This window comes from Sedimentisphaera salicampi, assembly GCF_002117005.1.
In the GTDB taxonomy this organism is placed as follows: domain Bacteria; phylum Planctomycetota; class Phycisphaerae; order Sedimentisphaerales; family Sedimentisphaeraceae; genus Sedimentisphaera; species Sedimentisphaera salicampi.
Genome location: NZ_CP021023.1, coordinates 2,310,676 through 2,325,304, shown reverse-complemented (window position 1 = coordinate 2,325,304; position 14,629 = coordinate 2,310,676). Strand labels below are relative to the sequence as shown.

Genomic DNA, 14,629 nt, shown 5'->3' with positions numbered 1-14,629 from the left:
CAGAATAAAATCTGAAGTGCAGCATTTTTATCATCTTCGATTAACAGTTTTTCTGTTCATTATTTTCAATCGGGTGAAAAGTTTTTTATTATGAGAGAATACCATAAAAGCAATGGTGTGAAAAACTAATCCGGCACTGTTTTGGATTAAAAAACAAGCAGCTGCTGCAATTAAACTAAGCACCAGCAGCCCGTTTAAAGCCGGTTTTGGGCAAAAAAAATAAAGCAGCGAGGCCGCAAAAAAACCAAGGCAAAGGGCAGGCTTCAGGAAAAATACACTAAAACCTTCATTGAAAATAAAATGCTGCAAATAATAGATTAAGGAGCTGCCGCAAATGATTATGTATAAAGCAGCTAAAGTAATTGAAAAGGGACTTTCTCCTGCAGATACCGAGCAGTTATTTTTCAAATACTTAACCATTTATCAGCCCATAAATTATTTTCAAAGGTAGTCCCTGACTTTTCAGACAAAAACCGAGCTATTGTATGTCCGCATTTGTACTTTGTCAAGCAAAATATTTGCGGCAGAGAATTTAGGTGTGCGACATTATTTTTTGGCAAAGCCGTTTTCAGCCGCTGAGCTGCACTGAGATATTTCAGCCACTAATCCCCGCTAATTTTTCAGTAATGATTTTTCTACTCTGCCACTCTGCCATCCGCCGCAGGCGGACTTGCAGCTCTGCCACGAGCCACAAAAACTTGCCTTATAAATAGATTTAAAAATCCAGCGAAAAAGCGATAATAATATGCTTTAGATTATAATGAAAATTCACCCGCTGGAGATAAAATGAGAATATCAGTAGAAGAAGTTTACGAAACCGTAAAAATGACCGCAGAGTACAGCTTCGATATCCGAACTGTTACTCTCGGGATAAACCTCAAAGACTGCATCAGCCGAGACCAGAACGAGATGAACGCCCTGATATACGAGAGGATCGTTGAAATGGGCAGCAGGCTCAACAAATACGCAGACGAGCTTGAAGCCAGATACGGAATCCCGATTATCAACAGACGCATCTCTATAACCCCCGCCTCGATTCTTCTGGAGCCGCTGCCTTCGAAAACAGAATCGGCAGTGAGCCTCGCCAAAACGCTCGACAAAGCGGCAGAGAAGGCAGACATCGATTTCATCGGCGGATTCGGCGGGCTTATGCAGAAAGGGATGACCAAGGCGGACAGACTGCTTATGCAGGCAATGCCCGAAGCCTTAAACCAGACCAGCAGGGTTTGCGGATTTTTCAACCTCGCCTCAACGCTTGCAGGTATGAATATGACCGCCATCAAAGACACGGGCGAGATGCTCAAAAAACTCGCTTCAAAGGGCAAAGACGGCATAGGCTGCGCGAAGTTTGTGGTGTTTGCGAATGTGCCTGAAGACAATCCTTTTATGGCAGGGGCAAATCACGGCGTAGGCGAGCCGGACTGCTCGCTCAATATTGGGATATCCGGGCCGGGAGTTGTGCGGGCGGTTGTAGCGGAGAATCCAGACTGCAGCCTCACAGAGCTCTCGGAAGTGATAAAACGCACGGTTTTCAAGATTACCCGGGCAGGCGAGCTTACCGGCAAAGAGATGGCGAAGATGCTCGGAGTTGAATTCGGAATCGTTGATATCTCACTGGCCTCCACAACCGCTGTAGGTGATTCTGTGGCGGAGATTATTGAGGCGATGGGAGTGAGCAGGATGGGCAGGCCCGGCAGCACTGCTGCTCTTGCTCTTCTGATTGATGCGGTAAAGAAAGGCGGAGCGATGGCCTCGGGCAACGTAGGCGGGCTGAGCGGCACGTTTATTCCCGTAAGCGAGGACCTCGGGATGATAAGGGCAGTGGAACAGGGAGCTTTGAATCTCGAAAAGCTCGAAGCGCTCACCTCTGTTTGTTCGGTGGGGCTGGATATGTTTGCCCTGCCCGGAGATACGCCGGCAGAAGTGCTGAGCTCAGTGATAGCTGATGAGCTGGCGATCGGTGTAGCAAACAACAAAACCACAGGCGTACGGGTGATTCCAGTTCCCGGGATGAAAGAGGGAGACTGCGTGGATTTTGGCGGGCTGCTCGGAAGAGCCCCGATAATGAGAGTTCCGATGGAGGCCTCCCCCGCCTTTATAGAAAGAGCTGGAAGAATCCCCGCGCCGATAAAAGCACTGCGGAATTAGCCTTAAATGAACAAAGGGCGAAACCTTATCCGGCTCGCCCTTTGCATTTTCAAGGAGGCTATTGAAAATTTTTATGCTATTAATTCCTCTGCCAAATCAACAGCGCTTGCGGCATCTTCTGAATAGCCGTCTGCGCCGATTTTATCTGCAAAGCCCTGCGTAACAGGTGCTCCGCCTATCATTACCTTGCAGTCCAAGCCGGCATCTTTCATCGCCTTAACGCCCTTCTCCATTGCAGGCATTGTCGTTGTCAGCAGTGCGCTCATTGCAACGATCTCCGCTCCGCTCTCCTTGGCTGCCTGAACGTACTTATCAGGCGAGCAGTCAACGCCGAGGTCAACAACATTGAACCCGGCACCCTTGAGCATCATAGCTACAAGATTCTTGCCGATATCGTGCAAATCGCCCTGAACAGTACCGATCACTACAGTACCTTTCGGCTCTACGCCGGATTTAACCAGCTCAGGTTCGAGCAGCTCCATAGCTCCCTTCATCGCTCTTGCTGCAATGAGGACCTCAGGGATATACACCTCGTTGTTCTTAAACTTCCGACCAACTACAGCCATACCTGCAACAAGACCGTTATTAAGCACCTCATCAGGCCCCATGCCTTCTTCGATTGCTTCTTTAGTAACATTTACTGCGGTGCTTTGATCGCCGCCGATAATGGCGTCAGCCAACGCTTGTAAATCTGCCATATAAATACCTCTTAAAAATAAAAATTAACATATCCGTATGATATATTAGGGGAGAAAGCGGAATATAGCAAGGGTTACAGCAAAATTTTGTTAAAAGAAAAACAAAAAAAGCATATTATTGCAAGTTGAGAGCAGAAAAATTACATTTTGCACTAAGTTGCTTTGCTTTTTTTGGTAATCCTCTTGCAGATGGAAAGGATATGCACAATTCTTTCATTATGAGGGGGATGAGTGGAGAAATATTTCATATAATCATCTCTGGCGGGATTTTTATCGCCCAGAGCCTTCATCATCCTCGCTCCAGCGGCAGGATTGAAGCCCGAGGCATAAGAGAGATACACAGCAAATTCGTCGGCCTGCATCTCCTGTTTTCTGCTGTAGTTTTTGATGAAGAAATCGAGGCCTGCATTTTTGATAATCGGGGCGAATTTCCCCTTAGCCGGCACGGTTTTGAGCGTATTAACTGCGTATTCGTTTATCGTTCTGTGGAAGCAGTGCCGCTTAACCACGTGCCCCATCTCGTGGGAGAGGATAAATGCGAGCTCATTTTTGTCTGCCCCGCAGAGGTCTATGAGGCTGTCTGCAACGAAGACAAATCCCCCAGGGATAGCAAAGGCGTTTGGTGTTGGGTCGGAGTAGAGGTAGAAATGGAATCGCCAGTTTTTATCCGACACTTTACTCCCCAGCTTTGTACCTATACCCTTCAAAAGACGGGTAAAGCTGGCATTTTTGTTGAGCGTGAGCTTTTCGGCTACCTCGCTGTATATATCGAGCCCAAGCTCATACTCTGCCTTAATGCTCTCCTTGCTCCCCTCAGACATCGTTTTGTAGAGCCATCTTGCCTTGCGGAACTTCGGGCCGAGCTTCCTGCCGAGCCCGTAAGCCAGATTGCCTATAAAGCCAGCCATTTTACCTCCCCGTTTATTCTCTGCTTTGGAAAAATGTTTAATCTCATACCATTATTATCAAGCAAAAAACTTCTTTATCAAGGCTAAACTGAATGAGCGCGAGGCAGGTGTGCGACAATTTTTTTGGGCAAAGCTTTTTAAAGCTGAATCTATCCGCTTGTTCCGGCCCGCCTACGGCGGGCCTCCACGTGCGGCTCGGTTTAAATGGTTCGCTTTGTAAAATCGCTGCGGAATACTAACGACAATCAGAGCCACGCATGAAGTCCGCCTACGGCGGACGAAATAAGTGGACAAAAGGCAATGAGAAGCAATAGGTATAAGTTTTTTCCGCCGAATTTTCACGCTTCGCAGGCAAGACGATCGCGCAGGTTCGCCTCTACTTGCCAACAAAACCAGCAAACAAAAAATCCTTAGCGAGTTTTCCGCCGCAGGCGGACTGGCTCAGTAATATAGATAGGAATAAATTCTACAAAGCATTGCAGCATAATGATTTGCATTTTGCCAAAAAATATTGTCGCACACCGAGGCAGAAGGGATATAAATCCAAGGATCAGGCTGACCCGTATATACCTTTCTGTTCACTTTTCAAAATTTATCTTGTACAAGAGTGATTATGAATATGTTCATAGGTTATCGCCATTTTTGCAATTCAGGATTCCATGTCTTCTTGTAATCTACATTGTTTATTATAGAAACCAGCACTGGTTGTATGAAGATTTTAATTTCGCCGGTAATATAGCTCAGGTCTTTAGGGACATCAGAAACCTTAGATTTTCTGACGAATCCACGCCACTGCTGCAGTTTTTCCTCATTTTGAGAATAGCGTTCTGTAAAGATTGCAACATTTTCTGTAGCTTCGGTTTCACGCTGCTTGAAAGTATTTATAATAGATTTTTGGAGATATGCTCCATCGAATTCGAACCGCCTTGACAGTATCCATATATCATAAATATCTTTCATTCTACTATTAAGAATATCAAGTTTTGTCATCGCCTGTAATTTTTCTGCTATCATTGTTTCCTTATTATAGCAGTTCAACTTTGGCTCAGATAAATCGAGTATTGAAGGATAGTTATATCTTTCCGGTGCAGGCGTAATGACATCAGAAAAACCGATATCAACCTGCACTCGTATCCTGGCAGTACCAAGGTATCCATACAGCTGCACTCTAACTCCTTGGTAATCAGCATCGACAGTTATTTGCTCAGCAGTAACACTTGAATCATCGAATCGAACCCCATCGTTCTCGACTTTTACTTTGCAGATATCTTGGAAAACATTTATTATCGCCTCCGGTTCATTACTGATTTTCCCGAGAAGATCGATATCTGCAGTAGAACGGATTTGAGATTGCCGCCAAACTGCAAAAAGCAAAGCACCCTTGAGAATAAAATTATCAGCATATTTTGAAATAGAGAGCCTATATAAAAACCTTTCCAAAGCATAATATTGCAGAAGTTCATTAAATGGTCGAGAGCTTTCCTTTGCTTTATTCAACAACCGCTGTCTGATGGAAGCTGCAACATTCTTTAGATTCTTTTGGCTCACAGTGTTGCCTCTATATAGGGTTTGATTACGTTATATACCCGACAGATTCTGGCATATTCCATTACATTGCGAATGTTAGCGTTCTTTTTCCTTCGCCAGAGTTTAAGAGCTTCCATGGCCACCTCCATCCCTATCTTATTTCGATATCTGAAGCAATCGACAATGGTTTTCTCTGGGGAATATATTTTCACATCAATGCCGCTGATTTTGTGAATATCAACACCAGCCTTAAATGACTTTTCAGAAAATTTAAAAAATCGGGCAGGCGGATATTCCAGCCTAGGATAAGACATTTTGCGGCTTATGGCCACATAAACCTCATGCGGTATCTGAGTTGTAATTTCATGAAATGAAAGAGCAGAGATAAGACAAATTACTCCGGATCTAACTTTTGAGGCTACTGTTACAATATCCTGATAATCCACAGGTTCAAGCTCTGCCAGCCTGAATACCCCTCTTGCCAGAACATCTAGGTAATTATGGTCGCGCATAAAATAAAGCGTTCTTGGATGAATGCCATGCTTTATGGCCTCGGAGGTACGCATAATTCCTCCTTGGTTTTTGAAGACTTTTTTAGCCTGTTCTATTTTTTCTTTGCTGGTATACATCAGCTTCCTCTGAAAAACATACAACCAATTATTCTATAGTGGTTGTAATATTATCCACATCGGCAGGCATTGTCAAATACTTATTCTCTTGTTTTTCAGGATACCCAAGAGAGGCAGGGCGTTGGGCTAATAATACAGCGTTACAGTTACAATTTTGTCTGGGAAGGGACTGTGCTTGTGTGCGACAATTTTTCTGAGCAAAATGCAAATCATCATGCTGCAATGCTTTGCAGAATTTATTGCTGTCTATATTATCCGGAAACTCGCTAAGTATTTTTTGTCTGCGGGTTTTGTTGGCGAGCAGGGGCGAACCATCGCGAGCGTCCCGCCTGCGGCGGGCCTTCATGCGTGGCTCAGTTTAAATATTTCGTATCGTTTAATCGCCGCCTAATACTAACGATAATCAGAGCCGTGCGTGGAGTCCGCCGAAGGCGGACGGGAGCAAGCGGATAGATTCGGCTTTAAAAAGCTTTGCCAAAAAATATTGTCGCACACCTGTGCTTTGCTATGGATTGGAGCCATTTGACATTATGGACTGGCAGGTTAATATTTCCAGAAATACGCATTAAACTTGGAGATTGATTTTATGCTGTTTTTAAGGAATTTCAGACTATTCGCCGCTTCTGTTTTGATGGTTTGCAATTTTGCCGCTGCCGCACCGGAAATAACCGGCCCGTTTGACAGCCCCGAAAGGCTTTTGCAGTGGCACAAGACCACATTAACGCTCGAAGGCCCAGATGCGAGCGAACAGGGCGAGCCGAATCCGTTCACCGATTACAGAATGGATGTTGTGTTCACGCACGAAAAAAGCGGGCTTGAATACAGGGTTCCCGGGTATTTCGCCGCAGACGGGAATGCCGCCAACTCCTCAGCAAAGGGCGGGAATATATGGCGTGCGCACCTATGCCCCGATAAGTCCGGCCAATGGAGATACGAGATTTCATTCCGCAAAGGGAAAAATGCAGCGGTATCGGAAGATCCTGAGGCGGGGGCTGCCCTTGCCCCTTATCACGGAATTTCAGGCAAATTCAAAGTAGAGCCGTCGGATAAGGCAGGCAGAGACCTTCGCGGGAAGGGGAGGCTCGAATACGTTGGCAAAACATTCCTGAAATTCGCTGGCACTGGCGAATACTTCATCAAACAGGGTGCAGATGCCCCTGAAAACTTCCTTGCCTACGAAGATTTCGACGGGAATTTCAAATCAGACGGGCGAAAGGATCACTTAGTGAAGAGCTGGGCTCCCCACGAGAAAGACTGGAACGCAGGCGAGCCATACTGGCAGGACAAAAAGGGAACAGAAATAATCGGAGCGATAAACTACCTCGCAAGCGAAGGTCTCAACGCATTTTCATTTATCCCGATGAATATCAAAGGCGACGACAGGAACGTATTCCCATACACCGACTACAACGAGCGATACAGGCTGGACTGTTCGAGGTTAGAGCAGTGGGAGATTGTTTTCGAATATGCAGATAAGAAGGGTATGTTTCTGCACTTCAAAACGCAGGAAACAGAAAACGAACTGCTCTTGGACGGCGGGGATTTAGGCCCTCAGCGAAGGCTCTACTATCGTGAGCTTATAGCGAGATTCAGCCACCACCTCGCCCTGAACTGGAATCTCGGCGAGGAGATAAACAATGCCTCCACAAGCCAGAAAAAGAGCTGGGCTGAATTCTTCTATAAGAACGACCCGTATCATCATCATATTGTAATCCATAATATGGGCAATCCGCACCACGACCTTATGGGCGAGGGCTCAAGGCTTACGGGGATGTCTGTGCAGACTAACAAACCGGATTTCAGAAACGTCTATTCGAGAGTTAAGAACTATATCGAAAGAGCGAAGAAAGCAGGGAAGGTTTGGGCGGTTGCCTGTGATGAACCCGGAGATGCCCAGCATGCCCTCAGGCCGGATAACGATGCAGGCAGCTCACATCAAGATGCAAGACGCAACGCCCTCTGGGGGACGCTTATGGCCGGGGGCTGGGGGAATGAATGGTACTTCGGCTATAAACACGCCCACTCAGACCTAACCTGCCAAGATTTCCGCAGCAGAGACGCCTTCTGGGACTGCTGCCGGGTTGCTGTTGAATTCTTCAAGGCAGAGAATGATTCTGGCAGGAAGGCTTTGCCAGTGGAGAATATGCGGTGCAGGGAGGATTTGGCGGCCGCACCGAACAGATGCCTCAGCGGGAAAGACAAAGCAGGGAAAAACTGCTTGGTAGTGCAGGCAATGACTGCGAAAGAATTTAGCGTGAAAGCCCCAGCCGAAAAGCTCTACAAGGCAGGCTGGATGAACTCAAAGACCGGTGAATGGGAAATCCTCAGCGACATAGAAAACCACAAAGGCGGAGAGCTGAAGTTCAAGTCGCCATGGAGCAAAGACGGAATCCTCCTTCTGTATGATTGGGCGGGAGAAAACTGATCCGCGGATTAAACTGGACGGAAGATATAAACCCACATATTACACCGATTTCACGGAGTAAAACATTTTTTACAATTGGAGTCCAAAGCAGGGAAGGGTGTTCTTAGGTGCAAACCAATGCGGCGTTCATAATCAGCATAAGGCGTGTGTGAAGGCTTAAATGGATATAAAGCGATTTCGCTGTATAGGCTTGCCTCATTGGCTTGTTGATGAGCTGTCTTCGGTGCCTGAAGGTTTTGCGGCCTGCTTCACCGCTTTGGGGTTTATCATCCGCTCAATTTCGATGCGCTGGTCTGTTAGGTCGTTTCGAAGCTTTTCTATTTTAACGACATTCCGCCTGCACAGATAATACTGCTGGGAGTTGATTGTGCGGAGATTAACCACAGCAAGCATAGAAGCTGTGAGCGTGATTATAAAAAACAAAAACCTGAAAAGCCGCATAATAATTATATCCCAAAACCTGCGGAAAACATTTAACGCGCAAACTCAGCTCGGCAAAAGGATCTGAACTCCCGGCTTGAGGGTCTTATCGTTAGAGACCTTATCCTTGTTGAGCTTGATAATCTCCCGATATCTGCTTCCCTTTCCGAGCTTTTTCTTGGCAATCTTCCAGAGGCTGTCTCCATCTTTTACGACGTAGGTCCTTTTTGAAGAGCCTGCTTGTGTGTATTCGAGGCTGCCGGAATGATTTTTCGCAAGCTTTTTGAGACTGTCAGAATCAGAAAGCTCATTATCCGGCGGAATCTTGAGCTCTTGGCCTGCAATAACATTGTTCTTGGATTTCAGCACATCCTTGTTTGCCGAGTAAATCTTTTCCACCTTCTCGCTTAGGTCTCCTTTGCCGTATATCTTTACAGCAATTTTGCTGAGGCTCTCGCCTTTCTTAACCTCATAAGACCTGTATCTAACGACCTGCTTACGATTATTTTTTATAACGTCTTCAACGCTTTTGGCCGCCCTTTTCTGATTCTCTTTAGTTGCAACGATTTTCTCAGCCTCTTTCTTATTCGAGGCAAAAGAAGCAGTTTCTTTCTTTTTGGCAGGCTCTGGCTGGGCGGCTGCCTCCGGGCCGGAAATCACCATCACAGCATCTTTTGCAGAGTCCAGCACGTCGGCATCTTTCACTACCACTTTCTGCGTTTGAAAGGGCAGAATCCCTTCGCTTTCCTGCTGTGAAAATATACCCTCCGGACGCGGGGATGCGCCCTGCACAGCGATCCATACTCCCGCTACCACTGCGAAAGCTATGAGTAAACCCGTTTTTTCTTTTCCTGACATATCTATACCCTCTCTGAAACTGCTGCTGCGCTAAAGAAATCAAACTCGTTTCGCAATTCTCAGCTTGGCGCTTCTGCTGCGGGGATTCTCCCTCACCTCGCCTTCAGAAGCAGTCAGAGGCTTTTTCGTTACAATTTCGTAAATACCTGCCTGTTTATTTTCTTTAAAGTTCTGTTTAACAATCCTGTCCTCGAGGCTGTGAAAGCTTATCACTGCAACCTGCCCGCCCGGTTTCAAAATCTCCGGCGCATCTTGCAGAAGCTTTTCAAGAACACCCAATTCATCGTTCACCGCTATCCTGAGAGCCTGAAAGGTTCTGGTTGCCGGGTGCTGCTTTCCGCCGGTTCTAACTACCCTTGCCGTCAGCGAGGCAAGCTGGCCTGTGGAGGTTATCTTCTGGTGCTGCCTTCTCTGGCATATCAGCCGGGCAATCTTCCTTGAAGCCCTTTCCTCGCCATACTGATAGATTATATCAGCAAGCTCTTCCTCCGGCGCAGTGTTAACTATATCCGCAGCGGTAATCTCAATGTCTTCATTGAGCCTCATATCCAGAGGCATATTATTCTGAAAGCTCATTCCCCTATCGGGGTCTTCCACCTGTCCGGAGGAAAATCCCAGATCAGCGAAAATCAAATCAGCCTTTGCTTGGCCCAACCGATGGAGGTTATCCTTAACCCGGCAAAAATTGCTTTTCACCAGCGCTACCCTGCACTCGGCACCGGCAAGGACATCTGCTGAATAATCAAGGCTCTTCTGGTCTACATCAAAGCCTATAATCATACCACTGCTGCTAAGCTTCTTCGAGATAAGATAAGCGTGGCCTCCGTGCCCGAGAGTACAGTCAACAAAAACAGCATCCTTTCCTATGCTTATCCACTGAAGAAGAGTTTCTGCAAGAACCGGTATGTGTTTTGCCGACATATACTTTCTGCTTTTTGCCTTTTGGTTAAAGAGTAAATTCCATCTCGTCCTGAGGAAGAATTGTACTGCTAATTGAATCTAAATCAAAGGCTATTGCAGAAAAAATCTTAACAAAAGGCTAATCCTTGCCTCTATGATTTCCTGCCGGCTTTCACATCCTGAGTTATATCGTTTTCAAAGAACTAAAAATGGTCCTCCTGACCGACGAACCATCCATGAGCGATTTTCTAAATCACAAATTTCTGGACAAAGCTTCCTCGAAGGCGGCTTTCCTTGCGCCTCCGTGCTGCTGATTGTGAACCGGAAGCATCTGCTCTGCATAGGCTTCCCATCTGTCCGGATCCCATATTTCGAGATGATCGTTCACACCCACAATCACTATATCCGTTCCCAGCACTGCTCTTCGCCTTATCCTCTGGGGGATAAGCAAACGTCCCTGTTTATCGAACTCGCACCTTGTGGCAAAACCGAAATTCATCCTCTCATAGGCTACGATCTGATCGTCTTTCACCTCGCCCCCTTCAGTTTTGGGAGCGCCTTTGAAAACGAAATGCTCGTAAACCTTTTCAGGATAGAGGCAGAGAACCCCCCGCTCTCCGAGGGTAAGGTAGTAGGTCCCGGTGAAGCCGGTATCGCTGAGCATCTTCTTGAGCTCAACCTTCAGGCTGACCCTGTTGGATTCGGGATCTATCTTATGATCGTATTCTCCGGATAAAAAAGCCAATTTTTCGTCTTCCTTTTAATAAGAAGTTTTCGGCTGCCGCTACAACCAAACCTTAATAAAGGTGTTGGTTCAATATTAGAATATACCTTGTAAATTTGTCGAATCAAGAAAAATTTCCAAAAAAATTAAAAATTTTTCCATTTGCTTTCACTTTTCACATTAAAATTTTCATTTTTTGCCAATATTTACCCTTCCAATATCCACTCAAAACAGTACAATACCACTCAAAAGGGTTAAACTTAACTTATTTGAAACTCGGACCGGGGATTCGTTTATGGCCAGGGGCTACTCACAGCATCAAAAGAATATTATCAAAAACTACTACAAAAACCTCGACACAATAGCGCTCCAAAAGCTCCAGGAGATTGTTTCAGAGCTTTATATCTGTGAATCAGAAAAGAAACAAGCAAGCCTCTGGAAGAAAGCTGAAACTCAGCTCAAGAAATTAGAAATAAAACCTGCTCAGCTTAAATATATCCTCGAAGAACGAGATCTCGGCGAGCTGGCAAGGTGCATATCGAAACTCGTTTAGCAAAGCTGTGTGTGTGAAATGGACTTATCGCCTGCAATAAAATATCTCGCTTCAAGCGCCAAACTCAGGGTAACAAGCGATTCCCGTGAGGTGCAGGAGGGAGATTTATTTGTTGCAGTTAAGGGCGTTAAGGCAGACGGACATAATTACATCTCTCAGGCAGCCCGAAATGGGGCAGGCTTTATTGTTTATCAAAACGGGAATCTACCCGCTAACCTTCCCGCACTGAAAACAGAGAATTCTCGTGAGGCTCTTGGAATCCTTTCCAACTTTGCCTGCGGAAACCCCTCGGAAAAACTGTGCTGCCTCGCTGTTACCGGCACTAACGGAAAAACAACCGTTGCCTCGCTTACCAAACAGCTCTTGGAGCAAGCTGGAATAAAGACCGGACTGATTGGAACGGTATGGAACGACTTATGCGGGAGCGAGGGGAAAAGCCATGCGTTTATGACCACCCCTCCTGCCGAGACTTTATCCCGGATGCTGCAAATAACAGCAGAAAACGGGGGTAAAGCAGTTTGCATTGAAGCAAGCAGCCATGCCCTCGACCAGGAAAGACTTGCCGGCATAAATATCAAAGCCGCTGCTTTCACCAACCTCTCCGGCGAACATTTAGACTATCACAAAACCCTTGATAATTATTTCGCGGCCAAGAAAAAGCTCTTCCACCACACTCCGCCAATTTCCAGCGGAGTAATAAATCTCGACTCTCCGGAAGGCAGGGAGCTTGCAGAAGAATTGGAGTGCGGAATGATAGGGTATTCGCTGAAAAACAGCAATGAAGGGGTTTTAGCGGCAAAAGAAATAAAAATTTCGCCCTCTTCCACCAGTTACCTGCTCTGCTGGGAAGGCAGGGAATTTACCGTGGAAACGCAGTTAGCAGGCAAGTTCAATATAAGCAATCAGCTCGCCGCTGCGGGGTTAGCTCTGTCTGCGGGGCTGGATTTAGGGCAAATAGCTGAAGGGCTGAAAAAATGCAGGCCGCCGAAGGGCAGGCTCGAGAGAGTGCCCAATGAGAGAGGGCCGAACGTGTTCGTGGATTATGCCCATACCGATGACGCTCTGGAAAACGTGCTTCAAACACTTCGCCCAATCACTGAAGGCAGGCTGATTACCGTTTTCGGCTGCGGGGGCTGCAGGGACGAAACCAAAAGGCCTCGTATGGCGAAGGTTAGCGAGAAGTATTCGGATATATCGATTATTACAAACGATAATCCGCGAAAAGAAGATCCCGAGACAATACTCGATCAAATCAGCGAAGGGTTTTCCTCGCTTGAACACGTTTTAAGGCTGTCAGACAGAAAAATTGCGATTGAAAAGGCAATCAGCCTTGCCCGTCCGGAAGATACTGTGATTATAGCGGGCAAGGGACACGAGGAATATCAGGAAAACGCCGAAGGCAGGCGGGATTTCAGCGACAAAAAAACAGCAGAAAATATTATGGAAAGATGATGTTCTCGTTTAGTGAACTGGCAGATATAGTTGGAGACAGAACTTCGAGAAGGGTGAATGAAATCCAGATTCGCCGCTTCTGCATTGATTCACGAAAAATCACTTCCGGCGACTGCTTCATCGCAATAAAAGGCGAACATTTCGATGCAAACCGCTTCGCAGAAGAGGCCCTCAGCAAAGGCGCATCTGCGGCTGTATTAGATAATCCCGAAACCGCACGCAAACTGAGAGAGAAAAAGCACAATATAATCCTTGCAGAAAACTCAACTGCTGCTCTGGGGAAAATCGCCTCGGCTTGGCGCGACAGGATAAACGCAAAGGTAATCGCTGTTACAGGCTCTGCGGGCAAAACCACCACCCGCGAGATGCTAAAGACAATCCTCTCGCAATACCGCAAAACAAGCGGAGCAGAGAAAAGCTTCAACAACCAGATCGGCCTTCCGATAAGCATACTTAATGCAGAGAAAGATGATGAATTCCTCGTTCTCGAGGCAGGCACGAACGCTGTGGGGGAGATAGAAAAGCTTTCCAGAATCGCAAGGCCGGATATAGCAATTATCACGTGTGTTCTGCCCGCACATATTGAAGGATTCGGATCTCTGGAAAACATTGCCAGAGAGAAGGCTTCTATAATTGAAGGGCTCAAACCAAACGGGATGTTAATCTGCAAGAGTCAGAAAGAGCTAATCGATGCCCTGCGCGGTGATGCAGCAAACATACAATTCTTTTCGCTGAATAACCCCCTTGTCGGCAGAGAAAATGATATAGAAAGCTTTGAAATAAATTATAAGGGCTCTAAAATAACAATCAGCGGAACTCAGTTCCAAATTCCGCTGCCGGGAAAAGGCAATCTCGAGAATTTTATAGCCGCCCGCCTTGCTGCAGTCCGTTGCGGGCTAAGCGATGAACAAATTAAAAAAGCCGCAGGGAAACTGAAAACCGAAGGCGGAAGGCTCGAGATTATCCACTGCAGGCAGTCATCAGTAATCAACGACTGCTACAATTCGAACCCGGGCTCACTTGCTAATGCAGCAGAAGTTCTTGCGGCGCAGAGGCAGGCGGTTAAGATTGCTGTTGCAGGCGATATGAAGGAGCTGGGAGAAAGCTCAGAGCAGCTTCATATTCAGGCAGGCAGGAAGCTCAGAGATTCCGGTGCAGACAAGCTTTTTGCCTTCGGCGATTTTGCTGAATGTATGCTTGAGGGATTCGGGGCAGATGCCGGGATGGCTTTTGAGGATTACGATGCCCTTGAGAGAAGTCTTCTGGAGGAGCTGAGAGGAAACGAAGCTCTGCTTATAAAAGGCTCGCGATCAATGCGGCTCGAGAGACTGATAGAGCCTGTAATAAGCAGAATTGAAAATATAAACTCATATTCAAAGGGTTAGAA

The 14,629-nt window shown here is 46.4% G+C and carries 14 protein-coding genes; 5 read left to right on the top strand and 9 right to left on the bottom strand.

What is annotated here, in order from left to right:
- Nucleotides 1-30: 30 nt before the first annotated feature.
- Nucleotides 31-420 carry a hypothetical protein gene (locus tag STSP1_RS08815; RefSeq protein ID WP_085755990.1) on the bottom strand — a complete coding sequence of 130 codons (390 nt, stop codon included), beginning with the start codon at nucleotides 418-420 and terminating at the stop codon, nucleotides 31-33.
- 366 nt (nucleotides 421-786) lie between these two features.
- Here STSP1_RS08815 and STSP1_RS08810 point away from each other — a divergent pair, with 366 nt between their 5' ends.
- Nucleotides 787-2,148: a PFL family protein gene (locus STSP1_RS08810; RefSeq protein WP_085755989.1), complete on the top strand. Its 1,362-nt coding sequence runs from the start codon at nucleotides 787-789 to the stop codon at nucleotides 2,146-2,148.
- A 71-nt stretch (nucleotides 2,149-2,219) separates the two neighbouring features.
- Here STSP1_RS08810 and STSP1_RS08805 read toward each other — a convergent pair whose 3' ends face one another.
- The 4 genes from STSP1_RS08805 to STSP1_RS08785 form a co-directional block, all read right to left on the bottom strand.
- A complete protein-coding gene (locus STSP1_RS08805) occupies nucleotides 2,220-2,846 on the bottom strand; it encodes a corrinoid protein (protein WP_085755988.1) in 627 nt (208 codons plus the stop codon).
- 152 nt (nucleotides 2,847-2,998) lie between these two features.
- The gene (locus STSP1_RS08800; protein WP_085755987.1) at nucleotides 2,999-3,754 is read right to left on the bottom strand and encodes a M48 family metallopeptidase; all 756 of its coding nucleotides are present in this window, start codon (nucleotides 3,752-3,754) and stop codon (nucleotides 2,999-3,001) included.
- A gap of 630 nt (nucleotides 3,755-4,384) precedes the next feature.
- Nucleotides 4,385-5,302 (bottom strand): nucleotidyl transferase AbiEii/AbiGii toxin family protein, encoded by a 918-nt coding sequence (locus tag STSP1_RS08790; RefSeq protein ID WP_085755985.1) that lies wholly within the window; start codon nucleotides 5,300-5,302, stop codon nucleotides 4,385-4,387.
- Nucleotides 5,299-5,910, bottom strand: coding sequence for a type IV toxin-antitoxin system AbiEi family antitoxin domain-containing protein (locus STSP1_RS08785; protein WP_085755984.1), 612 nt, complete (start codon nucleotides 5,908-5,910; stop codon nucleotides 5,299-5,301). Before STSP1_RS08785 ends, STSP1_RS08790 begins: the two co-directional genes overlap by 4 nt.
- A 586-nt stretch (nucleotides 5,911-6,496) precedes the next feature.
- Between STSP1_RS08785 and STSP1_RS08775 the strand changes: the two genes are divergently transcribed.
- On the top strand, nucleotides 6,497-8,335 hold the full coding sequence (locus STSP1_RS08775; RefSeq protein ID WP_226997476.1) for a DUF5060 domain-containing protein: 1,839 nt from the start codon (nucleotides 6,497-6,499) through the stop codon (nucleotides 8,333-8,335).
- Between the two features lie 195 nt (nucleotides 8,336-8,530).
- On the opposite strand, the gene STSP1_RS08770 is transcribed toward STSP1_RS08775, so the two are convergent.
- The 4 genes from STSP1_RS08770 to STSP1_RS08755 form a co-directional block, all read right to left on the bottom strand.
- On the bottom strand, nucleotides 8,531-8,776 hold the full coding sequence (locus STSP1_RS08770) for a hypothetical protein (protein WP_085755982.1): 246 nt from the start codon (nucleotides 8,774-8,776) through the stop codon (nucleotides 8,531-8,533).
- A gap of 45 nt (nucleotides 8,777-8,821) precedes the next feature.
- Entirely contained in the window at nucleotides 8,822-9,613 is a 792-nt protein-coding gene (locus tag STSP1_RS08765) for a LysM peptidoglycan-binding domain-containing protein (RefSeq protein ID WP_085755981.1), read from the bottom strand.
- A 39-nt stretch (nucleotides 9,614-9,652) separates the two neighbouring features.
- Nucleotides 9,653-10,534, bottom strand: a complete 882-nt coding sequence (rsmH, locus tag STSP1_RS08760; protein ID WP_085755980.1) for a 16S rRNA (cytosine(1402)-N(4))-methyltransferase RsmH — start codon at nucleotides 10,532-10,534, stop codon at nucleotides 9,653-9,655.
- Nucleotides 10,535-10,766: 232 nt separating this feature from the next.
- Nucleotides 10,767-11,258 carry a division/cell wall cluster transcriptional repressor MraZ gene (locus tag STSP1_RS08755; protein WP_085755979.1) on the bottom strand — a complete coding sequence of 164 codons (492 nt, stop codon included), beginning with the start codon at nucleotides 11,256-11,258 and terminating at the stop codon, nucleotides 10,767-10,769.
- A 274-nt stretch (nucleotides 11,259-11,532) separates the two neighbouring features.
- Here STSP1_RS08755 and STSP1_RS08750 point away from each other — a divergent pair, with 274 nt between their 5' ends.
- The 3 genes from STSP1_RS08750 to STSP1_RS08740 are packed head-to-tail and all read left to right on the top strand — an operon-like array spanning nucleotide 11,533 to nucleotide 14,627.
- The gene (locus STSP1_RS08750; RefSeq protein WP_085755978.1) at nucleotides 11,533-11,790 is read left to right on the top strand and encodes a hypothetical protein; all 258 of its coding nucleotides are present in this window, start codon (nucleotides 11,533-11,535) and stop codon (nucleotides 11,788-11,790) included.
- Nucleotides 11,791-11,808: 18 nt separating this feature from the next.
- Nucleotides 11,809-13,242 (top strand): UDP-N-acetylmuramoyl-L-alanyl-D-glutamate--2,6-diaminopimelate ligase, encoded by a 1,434-nt coding sequence (locus tag STSP1_RS08745; protein WP_085755977.1) that lies wholly within the window; start codon nucleotides 11,809-11,811, stop codon nucleotides 13,240-13,242.
- Complete coding sequence (locus tag STSP1_RS08740) at nucleotides 13,239-14,627, top strand: UDP-N-acetylmuramoyl-tripeptide--D-alanyl-D-alanine ligase (RefSeq protein WP_085755976.1); 1,389 nt, start codon at nucleotides 13,239-13,241, stop codon at nucleotides 14,625-14,627. The genes STSP1_RS08745 and STSP1_RS08740 overlap by 4 nt, the downstream gene beginning before the upstream one ends.
- The last annotated feature ends 2 nt before the right edge of the window (nucleotides 14,628-14,629 follow it).